Consider the following 18,227-nt stretch of genomic DNA (forward strand, 5'->3'; position numbering starts at 1 on the left):
ATGTCAAATAATACTCTATGTAAGAAATAGACAGGAAAGGAGAAATTAAAAATGCAGATGGATTCAGATGCTTATAAAGATTGGCTGAGTTGTAAAAAAGACATTTATGATGAGGTCTTTAAAGATGAAGTTAAATAGAGGAAATATAGTCATCTGTAAAGTCCCAATGCCATCAGAAAAATTGAAGGAGTTCAAACTAAGACCCGGCCTGATTATTTCAAAAGATCTGAACAATAAAAAACCCTGCCCCCTCTATAAATTTTGAGATATTTCTTGACATGCAATCCTGAAGGTATATACTGGTTGGTATATTACAAATCCAAGGGAATATACATTATGAAAACCGCAAAACTATTTATGAATGGACGAAGTCAGGCCGTAAGACTTCCCAAATCCTGTCGATTAGATGGAACGGAGGTGTTTATTAAGAAAACAGCCGAAGGGATACTCCTGATTCCAAAAGACCAATCAGTATGGGAAACCTGGGAGCAAAATCTTCAAAAATATAATGACTCTTTTATGGAAGAAAGAAATCAACCAACCAGCCAGCAAAAAAGAAAAGAGATAGATGCGTTATTTGATTGATACTAATATTTGTATTTATCTCATGAACCAAAGGCCACTCCACTTGATTCAAAAATTAAAACAATTTCCTATTGGAGATATAGGAATTTCATCAATTACACTTGCAGAACTCCAATATGGTGTATCAAAGAGCAAAAAGAAAGAAAAAAATCAAACCCGATTAAATGAATTTCTCATTCCATTTGAAATATTGCCTTTTGATGAAAGGCATACCATTACTTATGGTGAAATACGTTCTCAACTTGAGAAGACAGGAAAAATTATTGGCCCGTTGGATTTATTGATAGCAGCACATTCTTTAACCGAACAGCTAGTGTTAATTACAAATAACGATAAAGAATTTAAACGGGTAAAAGGACTAAATATAGAAAATTGGACAAAATAACAAAGAGACACTAAAATAACTAGTCCACCTTAAAAACGTGAAATAGTGTTCCATAGCACACATTACATCTAAGATAATATTCTCGCAAAATCCACAAGAACAATAACGTCTTTACTTTTTTACGAATGTATCGCCCCCCCCCTATACTTCCGGAATCTGAATATACACGTGTCCCATGCGCCACAGGCTCAGGAGGAAGTTGCGGATAAAAAGAGTCAGGTTTTCTTCCGTCTCTCTTACTCCACAATTTGATACGATTTCCTTAACGGTATTTTTGCCGTTAAACAGATGAAATATTCCTGTCTGACTTTCGTTGAGTGAAACCGGTGGATAAGGCTTACGAGTGATCATGGCAGGTTTGTCTGCCGCAGGATCAGCAGCGGTAAATTCATGTATACGCTGGTGAGGAATAATATCAGGAAACCGTGGTCCGTCAAAGTCAATGATGTATGATTCAGGCAGGACCTCTTTTTTACCGACATAAAACAGATGCATTCGGATCTGGCTGTGAAGAAGCTCCATTACCTTCCAGATATCTTCTTCCGGCAAGGATTGTATTCGTGAGAAAAGAGGGCTGCTCTCCGGAATCTGACCTTCAGGATAGTAATCATATCTGTTAATCCAGCCTCGAAATACCATCCCCCCATGTTCAACAAATTCCAGGCAATCCTGGACGGTATACGGCCTGTCCATCCCATGCAGAAAAGAGTCTACTATTCCGGCATCAAACCTCATGTCGCTGTTATTATCTATGTAGTGATGTGCGAGATGTTGCGGATGCAGATCCTGCAAGGCCTGCTTAACCGACTGAACATCTTCATCTCCCTGTTCAAATCCCAGCTGGTGAAAAAGAGATTGAAGCATATACGTTCCGGCACGGCCGTAAAGACCATAAAGCATAAGCGCCATGACGCCATCAGGCTTCAGAACGCTTTTAAGTGAAGCAAGACCGGCCTGTGGGTCCGGCAGGTGATGCAGCACACCGGAGGATTCTATAAAATCAAATTCCTGACCAAGTTCAGATACCGATTCTATACGCATCTGATGCAGAGTCAGGTTAGTTAAACCATGCTTCTCTTTGAGAAACTCTTCATGTTTCAGACTGGCAGTGCTGAGATCAATTCCTGTAACAGTAGATCTCGGATGTTCATAAGCAAATCTTGCCGCCGCATTGGCACCACAACCCGCTATAAGAATATCAAGCTTTTTGTTGTAACGTTTTAAATAGCTACCGTCAGGCCAATACATCAAATGTACCATTCGGACACTTGTAGCATCAGCCCTTCCCTTAGCCCTCTCTTCTGCCAGATCTTTGACAGGTTCCGGATAGACCCACTTTTCGTACTGGCTGGCAACAATGTCCTTGTTATGTTCTTCCATACAATTGACCTTTCCAGACCGACTCCTTAATCTTTTCAACAATGTCATATACTACGGGTATCAGTATGAGGGTAAGGAGTGTGGAGAAAAGTAATCCACCTATTACTGTAATACCCATAGGCATCCTGAGCTCCGCACCTTCTCCCATACCCAACGCCAATGGCAGTAACCCAAGTATGGTAGTGGTGGTCGTCATCATTATCGGACGTAGCCGTATCTTGCCCCCCTCGATAATAGCTTCACGTCTTGGCATTCCCTCATTGATGCGGGAGTTAATGCAATCAACAAGAATAATCGCATTATTTACAACAATACCTGCCAGCATAACAACGCCTATCAATACTATGACGCTTACCGGTTTTGCAGTTATAAACAATGCCATTGCCACACCAACCATGGCAAATGGTATAGTAAACAATATTACTAAAGGATTAAGGAGTGATTCAAATTGTGACGCCATTACGATATAAACCAGAAATACTGCAAGGAGTATTGCAAAGGTCATGCTGGAAAATGCCACAAGCATCTCACGGCTCTGACCACTTACACATATCTCATAACCATCAGGAGTCCTTATATTCAAAATCTTATCCTCTATGTCAGTTACTGAGCTACGCAAATCCCTGCCAACAAGATTTGCGGACACTATGGCAACGCGTTCCTGATTAAGACGTCTTATTTCACCTGGGCTTTTCTTAACAGTAATAGCTGCAACTGAAGCCAGAAGAATTGGCCTCTCACCTTCAGGGTTTACTACTAAATTTTCCAAATCTTCTACACTTCCAATATCTTTTTTCCTGGCACGTACCCGGATATCAATCTTTCTGTCTCTTTTAGAAAATTCTGTGCTGACATTGCCAAGAACAGTATCACGGACATTATTGGCAATTGTGTTTAAATTTAATCCAAGTTGTGACAGTTTTTGTCTGTCAAAAATAATTTGAACTTCCGGTATCCCCTCCTCTATCGTAGACTTAATATCCGCAAGCCCTTCTACCTCTTCCATTTCATCCATAACCGATTCTGATAACCTTTCAATTACATTAAGGTTATAACCCTTTATCTCGACTTCAATCGGCGTTGCATAACTGAAATAGGTCGGTCGCAGGAATTTATACTCGACTGCCGGAAGCGGCTTCAACCTTTCTCTCAATCTGGCCATTACATCTTCCTCCAACCTGCGATTAGATTTCTCTCTCAAACTTATATTAATTTCTCCAACATTCTCCCTCTCCTCTGCTATAGTCCCACCCGCTTGACTGGTCGATCCGGATATCGTGTATATTTTCTCTATCTCCGGATCATTACTTACTACTTCTTCAATCTCCTTAACGGCAATCAACGTAGCGGCGAGTGGAGTGCCGGTTGGTTTTCGAATATTGATAGAAAACTCACCCTGGCTCAGTTCCGGTATAAGCTCCTTGCCCAGATTTATAAACAGCCACCACGAACCACAAAGTATTGAAAACGCAACAACAAGCACTGATAATTTATTTGATAGCGCAAAACCCAGGATCACCGGATAAGCCTTTGTAACCCTGCTGAAAACAGCGTCAAACACGAAGATCAATGGGTAGAGTAGTATATGAAGAATTTTTGATGGCAGGGAAGAGCCGCCCACAGCAGAATCTTGTTGTTCTTTTTTTTGAACACCTTCACTCCTTCTTCGCCTGATACTCACGGATGACAGCGTCGGAATCAGCGTAATAGCAACAATAAGTGAGATCAGGAGTGAGTAGGTAACGGTGAGCGCCTGATCATTGAACAATTGACCGGCTATACCTTTAACAAAAATTATGGGAATAAAGACACATATAGTTGTAAGAGTAGAAGCAATTACGGCCCTGCCAACTTCACTCGCACCCTTCCTGGCAGATTCAATTGAATTCTGCCCACTTTTATGATACCTGTCTATACTTTCCAGTACAACTATCGCATTATCCACAAGCATCCCGATGCCAAGAGCCAGACCACCTAATGACATTATATTCAACGATACTCCGGATATATACATGAAGAAGAATGTAGATATAATGGAAATAGGAATTGCAAGTCCGATAATCAACGTACTTTTGATACTTCTGAGAAATAAGAAGAGGACTATTACGGCCAAAACACCACCCCAGAGAGCGGTGGAAATTACCTCTTTTATTGAACTTTCAATAAATTTGGATTGGTCGAATGTTATATCCAATCTAATTGAATCTGAAAACTTTCTCAGCTTTTTTTCTATTCCACCCAAACGCCCCTTAACTAATCTAGCTACTGTCACTGTATTTGCGTCAGCTTCCTTAAATATAGCAACTTCAACGCTCTCTTTTCCGTTTACTCTGGTTATCACATCACGTTCTTTATGACTTTTGCTTACACTTCCAATATCTTTTACCTTAATAGCAACACTGTCTTTAAAATCGATGACAATCTCATTTATCTCTTCCACCTGCCTGAACTCATTAAATGTCCTTACGATATATTCAACCTCCCCCTCCTTAATGTTCCCGGCGGTAAGGTTGATATTCTCTTCACTGAGACGCTCAACAACCTGTGAAATCGGTATACCCAGGTTTGCTAACCTGGACCTCTCCAGGTCAACATGTATCTCCTCTTCAAGCCCACCACTCACTCTTACAGCAGCAACACCACCGACACTCTCTGCTCCTGTTATTCCACTCTCTACCGACAAACCCTCTAGTACCGGTTTGAGTTCATCTTCGGCCAGAATACGAAGTAAAATGAGGTCCTCACCACCATAAAGAGATAGCCTCATAACAGGGTCAAGAGATGGGTCAAAACGCATAAGTACAGGTCTTTCGGCATCGTCAGGCAAGTCTATCAGATCCAACTTCTCACGTACATCCATCGAAGCAAAGTCCATATTGGTTTTCCACGCGAACTCAACTACCACTTCAGAGACATCCGACCTGGATCTGGAACTTACACGTACAACATCCGAAATCACACTCACCGCGTCTTCAATCGGCTTTGAAATAATATTCTCAATTTCACTGGGGGCCGCTCCGAGATACTCGGTGCGCACTGTAAGTGTCGGGTATGAAATATCCGGCAGCAGGTTTATTGGCAGTCGCTTATAAGATATTAATCCGAAGATAACGAGAGTGGTCATCAACATTACAACAGTAACCCGTCTTGTTATTGAAAATTCAACAATCTTCATGTCTTACAACCGTTCCTCTCAATGTTAGTAAACAGAAAAACCCTTAAGCTCCGATGACATGAAAGGATACACAGTTTTTAATTGTACCAGCCCGGCCAACAAATCGATGCCCGTGCGTTTTAGTTTCCGTGCACTGGATACCGTAAGAATGAAAAACCAGCCTCGCTTTTCTTCAATGTCGAGGATAGAGGAGTGCTTCTTCCTGCGTCTGCTCAATCCGTTAGTTGGCCAATTTTCATATTAATTAAAAACCTGATAATTGAGAACTCATCATCCTGGACATTGCCCGCCGCTTTTTCGCGGCCAATTAAGGAGTGAACTACACTGAGAAGATCGGGTACTTTTTGAACTTCATCAATGACAAACGTGCGGCACTCTTCGTTGGCAAGCACAAGATCCTTTAGTCGTTCAGGGAAAGATCGATATTGGCGAAAGGCTTCAGGGTCAAGTAAATCGATTATTATTTATTGCGTTGGGATATGCCATTTTTAACCAGGTAGACTTTCCTGTACCTCTTGGTCCAAAAAGAAAAAAAGACTTATTTGAGGCCAGGAAAAACCGGCCAACTATTCCCCATTATCCCTTCGTTTTTGAATCTCCAGTTCAAAAGCTACAGCCTTATTAAAGCAAAAAAGCAAGGGTTTTCAAGGGGTTTTTGATGATTTTCCCTGTTCTAACTGGTTGTTCCTCCCCAGATACATGTTCCAACGTGCCCAGGCCCCCATAACGTTACAATGTTTCCTGATAAAATGCCTTTTCTTTCAAAATTCTAAATCTGTACTTTAAACACTATACCAGATGGTATTTGCATTCATACGCGGCATGTGCTAACCTAACCATTAAACCTATCCATTGAATACCTCCTTTTCTCCTTTAGGGCCACCATTGAATACACTAAGGAGTTTTCTTTTTATGCAGACGTTATTTATATAAACTAACAACAATTTAACACTAATCACGCTATAATCAAAACAATAATGTGTGTGTTTATCAGCAATTTGGAGAAACTATGTCAATTAAAGAGAATTTAGAAAAAGTAAAACAGAAGATTGCGTATGCTGCCGCAAAGGTTGGTAAGAAGCCGGAAGAGATTACATTGGTTATGGCCACAAAGACTGTTGACGCGGAGCGGATACGCGAGGCAGTAAAAAACGGTGGTCATGTTATCGCGGAAAATAAGATCCAGGAGGCTTTGAAGAAATATGATGTGTTAAAAGACGAGGATGCTGCCTGGCATTTTATTGGACATCTGCAGACCAATAAGGTTAAAGATGTGCTGAAGTTTGCTGATATGATCCACTCTGTAGACCGGATGGGCCTTGTTGAGAAATTAGATAAACGACTTATGAGTGAAGGCCGTTCGATGGACGTATTAATCCAGGTCAACACATCTTATGAAGAGAGTAAATACGGGGTTGCTCCGGAAGAGGCTATCTCTCTGGTCAGGGAAGCGTCACAATACGATACCCTGAACATCCGAGGACTGATGACTATCGGCCTCTTTACCGATGATGAGGTGAAGATACGGAAGTGTTTCAAGTTATTAAAAGGTATTCATGATTCTGTTATAAAAGAGGGTATTAAGGGTGTGGAGATGGAGTATCTTTCTATGGGAATGTCCGGTGATTATCATATTGCCATTGAGGAAGGGGCCAATATGGTGCGTGTGGGCACTGCTATCTTTGGAGCCAGGGACACTCCCGATGCTTATTACTGGCCTTCAGAGAAAACGGATAAATAGTGATGTAGTGCATAGTTTCAAGAAAGCCCACAAAAAAATATTTACGTGGTATTTTGTGATTTTCACGTGGAGCAGTAGTTACTATAGACACTAATTCAATATGCTTCCGGACTTTTATGTATGCAACCAAAGATATTTATTTTAAGATGTTTAAATTATTCTGTGCCAGGAAGACGGCGTATTGACTTCTGGAATAGCCATCCATCTGCTTATTAGATTTTTTGCACCATTTCTTCATCTCATCCAGATTAATATCTACTTTTACAACATTAAGTCCATCTTCTTTCATCTCATTTACCATTTTTTCGGCGTGTCCCAGCCACTCTTGATACGTACGTTCCAGTTTATCAGAGTCAGTTGAATAGTCTAAAAGCAGTTGCCATTGGTCTTTGCGGTACCAGGCAACAGCCATATTGGGTTTATCAGCCATAACTACTCTCCTTTTTACAGGATCAATAAAAATATAACTTGTAATTATTTAACAATGCATGGGCTGTTTCCCAAACAGCCTTTAATAAAGTTCAATTTGGAAAACGAAGCCTACAGACAGAAAATAGCTTTCCAAAACTGATACTACTTATGTTTTTTTAGTCGTCAACAAAAAAGTTATTACCTGTTAGAAGTAGTTCATTCCTGCAGGAAATCAGCTCTATCTATATTTTCATGTTTTGTAATGGCACATTTTTTCTTCTAAAAAAACATTATTTGTTGTGCAATAGGACACCGATAACAAAAGTATTAAAAGTTTTAAGGGTTAATAATTGATTTAAACATATTTTCTTCAATGACATAAAAGAATACAAATCAATGAGCTGTTTAATGGCACAAAAGTTGCAATCTAAAAAAATTCTAAGCTATGGTAGTTTTGTATATAAACAGAATGATATATTAAATAGTAAAATAATAGTAGTGAGGTGTCAATTGTGAGTAAAATAACTCTTGCCGGATTGTTAATCAAAGTCAAAAATATGCCCCCTTTGCCACAAAGTATTATACAAATACTTGAACTTACGAAAAACCCTGAATCTTCCGCAAATGATCTGGCAAAGGTTTTTGAACGTGATCCAAAATTAGCAGCAAATATACTTAAACTTGCAAACTCACCTTATTATGGTTTTTCTCGGACGATATCAACGATCTCTCATGCAATAGTCTGTCTTGGCATTGATACTATTAAAAGTATTGCATTAACTTCATCTACTCAGGAAATGTTGAATAATGAAATACCAGCGTATGCTCTTGAAAAGGGAATGTTATGGCAACACTCCATTGGTTGCGCGGTCTGCGCGAGAATAATTGCGAAGCGAATCGGGTTTAAGGAGTCTGAGGAGGCTTACATAGCTGGTCTATTACTTGATATTGGCAAAATAATACTAAGTAATTATGCTGAAGATCAATTTGTTGAAATAATTAAGAAATCAAAGAACGATAGAGTCCCATTTGATAGAGCAGAACAAGAGGTCCTTGGTTTTGATCACGCCAAAATAGGTGGAAAAATTATAAAAAAGTGGAATCTTCCACCTATTCTTGTGGATGCAGTACAATATCACCATCAGCCTGAAAAAGCGAAGACGCATAAAAAAATAACGTATATCGTACATCTTGCTGATTCCATTAGTTGTATGCTTGGAATTGGGCTTGGATGCGACGGCCTTATGTATGTTTTTGAAGAGAATACGCTCGATATTCTAGGTATTCATAAAGATGATTTAGAATTCATAATGAGCGAACTCGTCGATAAAGTTTTCGGCACAGAGCAGAGCTACAATAATCATGCTATTGAGCAGGAGTCTTTTGAAGAAGAGTGCCATATAATTACCGACTGATAGATAAACAACGAAAAGGATTTAAATGTAATTTCCCTTTATTTAATAGAGTTAAATATCTGATAATACAGAATCTACTATGCTAACTGTGAGGTCATGAACTTTTCTTTGTATCAGTGAGGTGCAGACCGCACTCCTTATGGTCGTCGTCAAGTTGATGGTTAAACCATCTCCAGCGTCCCGCACGGCGTGTTTCGTGAGGACTAATAGGGGTTGTACAGATAATGCATCCCAGCGAGGCGTAATGCCACCCATCCCTTTCCATTTCAAGTAATTTATGAATAGGTACATTATTATCTCTGACGTATTTCATAACCTTTTCTTCCGTCCAGGCAATCAGTGGTGTCACTTTGAGCAGCGGACGCTCTTTTCCGTCCTGTTGTTTATGTTGAACAATATCTACCCGTTTAATTTGAGATCTCGCGTTAGACTGGTCGGCCCGTAAACCTGTAATCCAAACGTCAAGTGTATCAAGGACCTTATCATTCGGGTTCACTTTACGTATCTTACAGCAATACTCCTGTTTTGCCTTGCTATCAAAAAAGATCATTTCTCCATGGTTACGGACCATCTTACTTACCGCATCAAAATCAGGTGCGGCTTTCTCGATATTGATGTTGTATTTTTTTTCCAACTCACGAAAAAGATCATATGTTTCGGGAAAAAGTCGCAGAGTATCTACCGTGTAAACACGAGGGGTTGAAATACCGGCACGAATTACCATGTCTATTAAGGCCACACCCGTCCATTGTCCACTGGTACCAATCGCAGCGCGTCTCCCAAACATGCGAAACAACTCCGCCATTAATTCACCAGGATCAGATATCTCTTCCAGCTTATCAACAAGTTTTTGATCGATCGATATATTATTCATTTTTTTTAACAATACATACTATCAAGTTTATACAATAATTGTCAAATTTTATTGATTTATATTCCAATTTGTACTATTAAATGCTTATAAATAAATAATTTCAATGTTGATAACCCTTTAATACTGCTTAGAACAACGTCGCATCGAGCGGAGTCCAAGGGTAGTTATTTTTCTACCCCTTATATAATTATCTTTATATGAAAATTTGCCTGGCTCAAATAAATCCGACTGTAGGTGCGTTTAAGCAGAACACACGGAAGATCTGTAAGTTTATAAATACCGCAGGAAAGATGGGGGCTGATCTGGTTATATTTCCGGAAATGAGCGTTGTGGGTTACCCACCTAAGGATTTGCTGGAACTTTCCGAATTTGTAGATAGCAATCTGAAAGCATTGGATGAGATAAAAAACAGTGTAACAGGTATTTCGGCTATTGTAGGTTTTGTTGACAGAAATATGGCAGAGCGTGGTAAAGCGTTATATAATGCGGCGGCACACATAAGAAACGGGAAAATCGTCTCCCGGCACTATAAGTCTTTACTTCCTACTTATGATGTATTTGATGAGGATAGGTACTTTGAGCCAACGCATGACGTCTCAATATCAATGATATCCGGCAGGAAATTTGGTATTTCAATTTGTGAGGATGTATGGGGCGCGGATATGGCCTGGCCAGGTATGATCCATCACAAAGACCCAGTTAAATGTATGGTAAAGCAGGGTGCAGAAATTATTGTAAATATTTCTGCATCACCTTTTACAATTGGCAAACAGGACGTAAGAGTGAAGATGTTGGCGGGTCATGCAAACAGGAATAATGTGCCAATTGTTTTTGTGAACCAGATTGGGGGCAATGACGATCTGGTATTTGATGGTAATAGCCTGGTAATTAATAAAAATGGAATTGTTGTGGACAAGGCTTCAGGTTTTAAAGAAGAGTTACTAATGGTTGAGTTAAAAGGCCAGGATGTTAGAGCATCTGTGGGAAAATCTAAACCTGCCGGAACAGCGTCTCAACCCGGGACTGGAGATAGTGAGATTGAATCAGTATATAAAGCTTTAATTCTGGGCACACGGGACTATGTAAAAAAATGTGGATTCAAAAAAACCGTAATTGGTCTGAGCGGAGGAATAGATTCTGCTGTTACCGCTGTAATTGCAACTAAAGCCCTTGGCAGGGACAAGGTGCTTGGTGTTACAATGCCTTCAAGCTTTTCTTCCAAAGGTAGTGTTGAAGACTCCAGGATTCTGGCAAAAAAACTCGGAATTGAGTGTAAGGTTATACCGATAAAGTCTGTATACAATGCGTATACCAAGGCCTTAAGTCGCGTATTTGCCGGGCTTCCATTTGATGTTACCGAGGAAAATCTGCAGGCACGCATAAGGGGTAAGATCCTGATGGCCATCTCAAATAAATACGGATATCTTGTTCTGACAACCGGGAACAAATCAGAACTTGCAGTTGGTTATTGTACGTTATATGGTGATATGTGCGGAGGGCTGGCAGTTATATCAGATATTCCGAAGACTATGGTTTATGATCTTGCCGAATACATCAATCGGAAAAAAGAGATTATTCCTACTGATACTATTAAAAAACCTCCGTCAGCCGAATTACGTCCAAATCAAAAGGACCAGGACTCATTACCTCCGTATGATGTTCTTGATATAGTGCTGAGGGCCTATGTTGAGGAATCAATGAACGTCAGTGATATCGTGGCAATGGGTTATGATGAGTCGCTTGTTAAAGACATTATCAGCAAGGTTGATAGAAATGAATATAAGAGGAAGCAGGCGGCTCCAGGACTCAAAGTTACCACAAAAGCCTTTGGGACGGGCAGGAGAATGCCTCTTGCACAACGATACACAAGAAAGTAGTATGCAAATAATTGAGAGATTGAGTTCCAGGATTTCAGTCACATTCAAATATAGGAGCAATTCATGAATCGTTTTTGCAAAGGAGAATAATGATGAATAAAGGACCGGATGAGAAACAGTCAACTCCTCCGTGGGGCAGATGGGAGGTGTTGCTTGAAGAGTCTACTTATAAGGTGAAGAGAGTAACCGTATTGCCTGGAAAAAGGCTGAGTTATCAGAAGCATTTCAGGAGGAAAGAGCATTGGATGGTGGTTGAGGGAAAGGGTATGGTGACTATTGATGGCAAAGAGATGCATATCAAGAAAGAGGATACCGTAGACATAGCTCGGGAGGTGGCGCATCGTATTACTAATATCGGCGATGAGAACTTGACGTTTATAGAGATACAACAGGGAGAATATTTCGGAGAAGATGATATCATACGTCTGGAAGACGATTATGGAAGGACATAAGTTAACATGATACATGAAGCGTTATTTTATCAATCAGAGGATCATAAAAGAGTTAGTTGTCATTTGTGCCCGCATAGATGCGTGATAGCAGATGGTAAATTTGGCTACTGTGGAATAAGGAAAAATGTAAAAGGTAAACTTTTCTCAATGATTTATGGTAGCATATCATCGGCATGTGCAGATGCAATCGAAAAAAAACCCTTATACCATTTCTTTCCCGGCAGCCATACATTTTCGATTGGCTCTCTTGGGTGCAATATGCGATGTGGTCATTGTCAAAATTGGCAGATTGCCCATTCACGTATTGATAATAGTGACAGGAAAATGTCATATGTTTCTCCGGAAGAGCTTGTAGATCTTTCATTAGAAAATAAATGTAAAGGGATTTCATGGACTTATAATGAGCCGACAATATGGATTGAGTATGCATTAGATTGTGCAAAATTAGCGAAGGAAAAAGGGTTATACACAGTTTTTGTGACAAACGGTTACATAGAACCAGACGCATTAGATGCAATAGGACCGTTTTTAGACGCATACAGAGTTGATATAAAGGGTTTTGACAGTTACACGGTTGAAGATTATTCTGGAGCTGACATCAGAGTGAGTGATGATTTGGAGGATTCAAGGCACTGTTTTTATAGAGACGTTACAGGTATAAAGAGTATAAGGCCAATTTTAGATGCGGCAATCAGGGCAAAAACAAAATGGAATATGCATGTGGAAATTATAACCAATATAGTGCCGGGTTATAATGATAGTCCTGAAGAGTTACATGAAATTGCCGGATGGATTATACAGAATCTTGGAGATGAGACACCATGGCATGTAAGCAGGTTTCATCCATATCTTGAGTTGTCACATGTGCCATCTACACCGGTTTCTACTTTAGAATTAGCCAGGGAGATAGGAGTTGAAAAAGGTCTCAAATATGTTTACATAGGAAATGTTCCCGGACACGAATGGGAAAACACCTATTGCCATAACTGTGGAAAGATGCTTATTGAAAGGGCAGGGTTCAGTGTCAGGGAATTTAAAATAAGGGATGGAATGTGTACAAACTGTAATACCAGGATCCCGATTGTTGGAGGTTTTGGATAGAAGGGTTTTATTTAACGTTGGATCCGCCTAGCTTCACCCATCAACATTCAGTGATCATAAAGACATTCATGTTATCGAGGATTGCATTAAAATGATGGATACAGTAGAATTAGATTTAAAATAACGGAGAAATTATATTGAGGACTTATGTATGCCTAAAAGAAAATCAACCATAACGTTAATTACCGATTTCGGTTTACAGGATGGATATGTGGGTGTTATGAAGGGAGTCATGGTCAACATCAACCCATCGGTAAGTATAATTGATATCAGTAATACAATAAGCGCCCAGGATATTTTCCAGGCGGCTTGTGTACTCAATCATTCATATAATTATTTTCCTAAGGGAACGATCCACGTGGTGGTTGTTGACCCGGGAGTAGGAAGTGACAGAAAAATTCTTTGTTTAAAAACAGAGGATTATCTTTTTCTTGCACCTGATAACGGAGTACTCTCATTTATTATTGCAAAGGAGGAGTCTCCGTCTATTAGAGAAATTACTAACGATAAGTTTTTTTTGTCGAAACTTAGTAATACATTTCATGGACGTGATATATTCGCCCCTGTAGCCGCTCAACTATCCAAAGGTGTTAACTATAAGGAGCTTGGTGACAGAATTGACAAGATAAACGAAATCAGCCTGCCAAAACCGATTCTTTCTCCCACTGGGAAGTTAACGGCCGAAATTATATACGTGGATAGCTTTGGTAATCTTATTACGAATGTCAATAAGGAGGTTATTGACATGATGAAGATTGGGGAGGAAAGGGTGTCAATTACTATGGGAAGGAGGAGGATTAACGGTATCTGTAGTTCATATACAGACGTGGGAGACAACGAGGCATTGGCAATATTTGGAAGCTCCGGTTATCTGGAAATTTCGGTAAATCGAGGCAGTGCCGGAGATATCTTAAAATTAAAAAAAGGTGATAAGCTGGTTTTAGGAAATTAATTTATGGAAAAAGGTGTGTTTGTAACTGGTAGTAATACGGGAGTTGGCAAGACTGTTATTGCTGCTGCGATAGCTGCGTCAATTAAGGCACATGGTCTGAGTGTAGGCGTCATGAAGCCGGTTGCATCAGGCGCAAAGGAGTCATGTGGAAAACTTATTTCTGAAGATGCCGTTTATCTGAAAAAAATAATTGATAGTACTGATGATGACGCCATTGTAAATCCAATCCTTCTCAAACCACCAATAGCACCTACGATAGCAGCATCGCAGTCCGGTGTTTCTATTAACATTGATAAAATATGGAGAGCGTACGAAGCTCTTTCAAATAAACATGATTTTGTTGTTGTTGAGGGAGTTGGCGGGCTCATGGTTCCAATTGATGATACTCACTTTGTTGCTGACCTGGCCCATAAGATGGACCTTGCTCTCATAATTGTAAGTGGAGATTATCTGGGTACGATAAATCATACCCTTTTAACGGTTGAATATGCCAGGAACAGAAATCTTAGAATAAAGGGAATAGTGATTAATATGTTGAAGAATAGTGACGATTTTGTAAGAGAAATAGAGAAATATTCTTCAGTTCCTATTCTCGGGACGATCCCTTTTAAAGAAAATGTATCTGTTGAGGATTGTGTATACGGTGACATTGTTGAAGACTTTCGTAGAGAAATAAACGTATCAACGATAATGAGAAAAGAGACTTAGGTGGTTTTTAAAATAAATAATAAGTGAAATTATGGAATAAATCATAATGTAATAAAACATAATTGACATTTTTTTGAGTTCTTGATAACATATCCAGCCCTTTTATAAATTTACTAATACGGGAAAAAGTTAGGAGTTTTAAACCAAATGAGTACGGATGCTATTTTAGCACCTTTAAAAGATCAAATGCACGAGGTTGAGGAACGCCTTTACAGTGATGTATCTCCGGCAGACAAGCGCCTTTCAGATTTAGTGTATCATATCAGTAAGATACACGGCAAACGTCTTCGTCCTGCTCTGCTGTTACTATCTGGTCAATGTGCAGGCGGCCTGATACCGCAACATATTGATTTAGCAGTAGTTGTGGAGCTTATACATACGGCGACCCTTGTACACGATGATATTATTGATGAAGCAGTGGTTAGAAGGCACATAGAGACCATGAATACAAAATGGGGCAGCAAGATCTCCATTTTGTTTGGTGATTACCTCTTTTCACGTGCCTATACCATACTTTCCGCCCTAGATTCGCAGATGTCAACACTCATAATGTCTCAGACTATAAATATCCTGTGTGAAGGTGAAATGGTCCAGCTCTTGAGATGCTATGATGCAGAAGTTACAGAATCTGAATATCTGAGTATTATCGAGCGCAAAACAGCTTCACTTTGTGCCGCCAGTTGTAAATTAGGGGCAATTTCTTCCGGAGCAAGCAAAAAACAGACCGAGGTGCTTACAAACTATGGTTCTAAAATTGGAATGGCATTCCAGATAATAGATGACTGTCTGGATGTTGTAGGTTCAGAGGAAAAACTGGGAAAACCGTTAAACCTGGATACCCAGATCGGAAAGCTTACACTGCCATTTATCAGGCTGGTGGATAAACTTCCGACAGATCGAAGAGAAAGTACACTTGAGCTTATATTCCAGAACAATAGTAAGGACTCAAAAGCAGCGATAGCTGAGCTGCTGGCAGAACACGATGCGGTAGACTACGCTTATGAAACCGCACGGCGACTGATAAAGGACGCACAGGACGAACTATCCATTATTATTCCGGATTCGATTTACAAAACCTCTCTCCTTGAATTAGGAAATTACGTAGTTAAACGAGATAAGTAGGGGCAAAAAAGTACTCGCTCCAGATATGCTTCCACCAATTACCTCTCCCATCATATCAATTTCGATCGATAAATCATCGTTGATTGTCTTAAAATACAATTTCCCGTCTTCTCTATTATCTCCTCAATATACCTCAAAAACTTGTGAATAATCTTAAAATTACTTTTTCCGGCATCATTGATATACTCTTTACCACTATTTGCTGCTTCTTGAAAATAGTTTGACATGGGGCAGGAAATAGATTAAGTTTAGACAATATTATTTTTTTTGAAATACAAATTGGAGGTGATTTAACATGTTTAGTATTCCAATTGGGTGGTTTGGTATTCCCGGCGGTTTTGAGTGGATTATCATTCTGATTATTGCTTTGTTGATTTTTGGTAAAAGGCTTCCTGGCACTATGAGGTCTATAGGAAAAGGGTTTGTAGAATTTAAAAAGGGTGTAAAGGACGTCAATGATGAGGTTGATGATGTTAAGGAAGATATTAAGAATATTGAGAAGGAAGATGTTAACGTAAAGTAAGGAGAGTGCCTTATTCTCTAAATAAAACAGTACCTCAAACAGGTAAAATCTGGTTTATTATAATTTTAGCAGGACCAATCATGTTGCCGCATCTAAACGTTAGGTTAAGGCTGTAAACCTGAACGAGCAAAGAGAGTCCAAACTCTACAATTTTTCTACACATTAGTCACTACGTTTTTTTGTAGTCTATATTCTATCTCCATCGCTCCGTAATCCACTCGAAGCATCTTACCTTAATAGGATCGACAGAACGGTCAACTATTGGCAGGATTCTTTTTTCCGCAAACACCTCTGTTGTACCTTGGTTATTGATCTGCACTGTAACATAGACCGTAAAGACATTTGAACGTGTAGTAATCAGGTTTGAGATTGCACGCAATGCCTCTTCTTTATTTCATTTATCAGTAGCTGAGGTATCAGTGGTCCCATCTGCTCCATTAACTGTATCTATTAAGTCTCCTATGCTCTCATACGGTTTTCATCTAGTTCAGAATTGCCATTGTAATACGCAAGTGTATCTGTCACAAATGTATCCAGCCGTATTTCCTACATCGCATGCTCAATTCCGGCTATTACGATCTTCTCGCACTTAGTATATAATAGATACTGTGTTTTTCCTGAAACCAGACCAATTCACATTACTCATTTGATTATCTTAAACGTAGGTTTCAGTCTACAGCTGCTATAAAAGGAAATATAAACTTACTCAATTGCGTCTCGCTTGCTTATCCCTCCTACCTGATTATTTGTTTATAGCAAATCAAACAAGTTTCTACCACTGCTCCATTTTGAAATTCAGTCTGTTTCTCTATTGCACAGAAACACATTCAAAATACTACTTGTCAAAACAATACTGAAATTCATATATGTTGCTTATATATTGACTTATGATTGGCATATCATACAAAACAAACACATTGGCATTATGTTTGCGAATAATCAGGAACAACTAAACTATAGAAAGTTTAAGAACTCAAACAATAACCTGTTAAAGGCAAACTACCCGAAAGGGTAGGACGCAAAACAATGGCCTAAATCTTACTTATTAAAGATAAGGTAGCCATGTTGCCAGGCAAAAAACTCCTTTGAAGTTTGTTTTGCATGCAACCAATATGTTTTGCATGCAACCAAAAGGAGTTAAAATGCTAAAAAACAACGCTTTCTCACCATTTAGAAACCCCGGATTATCTTGTATTCACACTCTGTCTTTTATTTTTATTTTAGCCTTAATATTATTTATTTCCACCACGAATATCTATGCGGCTCAAGTTACGTTGGAATGGGATAGTAACACAGAACCTGACATTGATGGATACAAAATACACTTTGGAAATTCGAGTAGGAATTATGATAGCATTACTGATGTAGGTAATCAGACAAGCTACACAGTCAAAAACCTTGTAGAAGAGCAGGTGTACTATTTTGCAGTAACAGCATATGATAAATACAATAATGAAAGTGATTACTCTGCGGAGGTGTTTAATACTGTTCAAATTAACAATCCGCCGGTATTGTCATCTATTGGC

General features: G+C 39.3%; 18 protein-coding genes and 1 riboswitch. Of the genes, 12 read left to right on the plus strand and 6 right to left on the minus strand.

The window, feature by feature from the left end; all coding sequences use genetic code 11:
• Positions 1-336: 336 nt before the first annotated feature.
• Together SCALIN_RS09355 and vapC are read left to right on the plus strand one after the other, a co-directional pair.
• Positions 337-585, plus strand: coding sequence for an antitoxin (locus tag SCALIN_RS09355; protein ID WP_096894261.1), 249 nt, complete (start codon positions 337-339; stop codon positions 583-585).
• Entirely contained in the window at positions 569-970 is a 402-nt protein-coding gene (gene vapC, locus SCALIN_RS09360) for a type II toxin-antitoxin system tRNA(fMet)-specific endonuclease VapC (protein ID WP_096894238.1), read from the plus strand. Before SCALIN_RS09355 ends, vapC begins: the two co-directional genes overlap by 17 nt.
• Positions 971-1,111: 141 nt before the next feature.
• Here the strand turns inward: vapC and SCALIN_RS09365 are convergent, their stop codons facing one another.
• The 3 genes from SCALIN_RS09365 to SCALIN_RS09375 form a co-directional block, all read right to left on the minus strand.
• A complete protein-coding gene (locus tag SCALIN_RS09365; RefSeq protein ID WP_162532238.1) occupies positions 1,112-2,350 on the minus strand; it encodes a class I SAM-dependent methyltransferase in 1,239 nt (412 codons plus the stop codon).
• The gene (locus SCALIN_RS09370) at positions 2,337-5,525 is read right to left on the minus strand and encodes an efflux RND transporter permease subunit (RefSeq protein ID WP_096894240.1); all 3,189 of its coding nucleotides are present in this window, start codon (positions 5,523-5,525) and stop codon (positions 2,337-2,339) included. The genes SCALIN_RS09365 and SCALIN_RS09370 overlap by 14 nt, the downstream gene beginning before the upstream one ends.
• A gap of 212 nt (positions 5,526-5,737) precedes the next feature.
• A complete protein-coding gene (locus tag SCALIN_RS09375) occupies positions 5,738-5,917 on the minus strand; it encodes a hypothetical protein (RefSeq protein WP_096894241.1) in 180 nt (59 codons plus the stop codon).
• A 617-nt stretch (positions 5,918-6,534) separates the two neighbouring features.
• Between SCALIN_RS09375 and SCALIN_RS09380 the strand changes: the two genes are divergently transcribed.
• Positions 6,535-7,266: a YggS family pyridoxal phosphate-dependent enzyme gene (locus tag SCALIN_RS09380; protein ID WP_096894242.1), complete on the plus strand. Its 732-nt coding sequence runs from the start codon at positions 6,535-6,537 to the stop codon at positions 7,264-7,266.
• Positions 7,267-7,402: 136 nt separating this feature from the next.
• On the opposite strand, the gene SCALIN_RS09385 is transcribed toward SCALIN_RS09380, so the two are convergent.
• Positions 7,403-7,696: a hypothetical protein gene (locus tag SCALIN_RS09385; RefSeq protein ID WP_096894243.1), complete on the minus strand. Its 294-nt coding sequence runs from the start codon at positions 7,694-7,696 to the stop codon at positions 7,403-7,405.
• A 493-nt stretch (positions 7,697-8,189) separates the two neighbouring features.
• On the opposite strand from SCALIN_RS09385, the gene SCALIN_RS09390 reads away from it, so the two are divergent.
• Positions 8,190-9,092, plus strand: a complete 903-nt coding sequence (locus tag SCALIN_RS09390; protein WP_096894244.1) for an HDOD domain-containing protein — start codon at positions 8,190-8,192, stop codon at positions 9,090-9,092.
• 94 nt (positions 9,093-9,186) lie between these two features.
• Here the strand turns inward: SCALIN_RS09390 and SCALIN_RS09395 are convergent, their stop codons facing one another.
• Positions 9,187-9,966 carry a phosphoadenylyl-sulfate reductase gene (locus SCALIN_RS09395; protein ID WP_096894245.1) on the minus strand — a complete coding sequence of 260 codons (780 nt, stop codon included), beginning with the start codon at positions 9,964-9,966 and terminating at the stop codon, positions 9,187-9,189.
• Positions 9,967-10,163: 197 nt separating this feature from the next.
• Between SCALIN_RS09395 and SCALIN_RS09400 the strand changes: the two genes are divergently transcribed.
• The 7 genes from SCALIN_RS09400 (at position 10,164) to SCALIN_RS09430 (ending at position 16,701) form a co-directional block, all read left to right on the plus strand.
• Complete coding sequence (locus SCALIN_RS09400) at positions 10,164-11,843, plus strand: NAD+ synthase (RefSeq protein WP_096894246.1); 1,680 nt, start codon at positions 10,164-10,166, stop codon at positions 11,841-11,843.
• Positions 11,844-11,932: 89 nt separating this feature from the next.
• Positions 11,933-12,295, plus strand: a complete 363-nt coding sequence (locus tag SCALIN_RS09405) for a phosphomannose isomerase type II C-terminal cupin domain (protein ID WP_203415415.1) — start codon at positions 11,933-11,935, stop codon at positions 12,293-12,295.
• Positions 12,296-12,301: 6 nt separating this feature from the next.
• Entirely contained in the window at positions 12,302-13,396 is a 1,095-nt protein-coding gene (locus SCALIN_RS09410; protein ID WP_096894248.1) for a radical SAM protein, read from the plus strand.
• A 151-nt stretch (positions 13,397-13,547) separates the two neighbouring features.
• Positions 13,548-14,348 carry an SAM hydrolase/SAM-dependent halogenase family protein gene (locus SCALIN_RS09415; RefSeq protein ID WP_096894249.1) on the plus strand — a complete coding sequence of 267 codons (801 nt, stop codon included), beginning with the start codon at positions 13,548-13,550 and terminating at the stop codon, positions 14,346-14,348.
• A 3-nt stretch (positions 14,349-14,351) separates the two neighbouring features.
• A complete protein-coding gene (gene bioD, locus SCALIN_RS09420; protein ID WP_096894250.1) occupies positions 14,352-15,056 on the plus strand; it encodes a dethiobiotin synthase in 705 nt (234 codons plus the stop codon).
• A 147-nt stretch (positions 15,057-15,203) separates the two neighbouring features.
• Positions 15,204-16,178, plus strand: coding sequence for a polyprenyl synthetase family protein (locus SCALIN_RS09425; protein WP_096894251.1), 975 nt, complete (start codon positions 15,204-15,206; stop codon positions 16,176-16,178).
• A gap of 295 nt (positions 16,179-16,473) precedes the next feature.
• Complete coding sequence (locus tag SCALIN_RS09430) at positions 16,474-16,701, plus strand: Sec-independent protein translocase subunit TatA/TatB (RefSeq protein WP_096894252.1); 228 nt, start codon at positions 16,474-16,476, stop codon at positions 16,699-16,701.
• A 193-nt stretch (positions 16,702-16,894) separates the two neighbouring features.
• Here SCALIN_RS09430 and SCALIN_RS21660 read toward each other — a convergent pair whose 3' ends face one another.
• Positions 16,895-17,080, minus strand: coding sequence for a hypothetical protein (locus SCALIN_RS21660; RefSeq protein WP_133111804.1), 186 nt, complete (start codon positions 17,078-17,080; stop codon positions 16,895-16,897).
• A 604-nt stretch (positions 17,081-17,684) separates the two neighbouring features.
• Positions 17,685-17,774, plus strand: a riboswitch (cyclic di-GMP riboswitch).
• 69 nt (positions 17,775-17,843) lie between these two features.
• Here SCALIN_RS21660 and SCALIN_RS09435 point away from each other — a divergent pair.
• Positions 17,844-18,227: fibronectin type III domain-containing protein (locus SCALIN_RS09435; protein WP_162532239.1), on the plus strand; the 384-nt coding region annotated here is incomplete at its 3' end.

This window comes from Candidatus Scalindua japonica (assembly GCF_002443295.1).
In the GTDB taxonomy this organism is placed as follows: domain Bacteria; phylum Planctomycetota; class Brocadiia; order Brocadiales; family Scalinduaceae; genus Scalindua; species Scalindua japonica.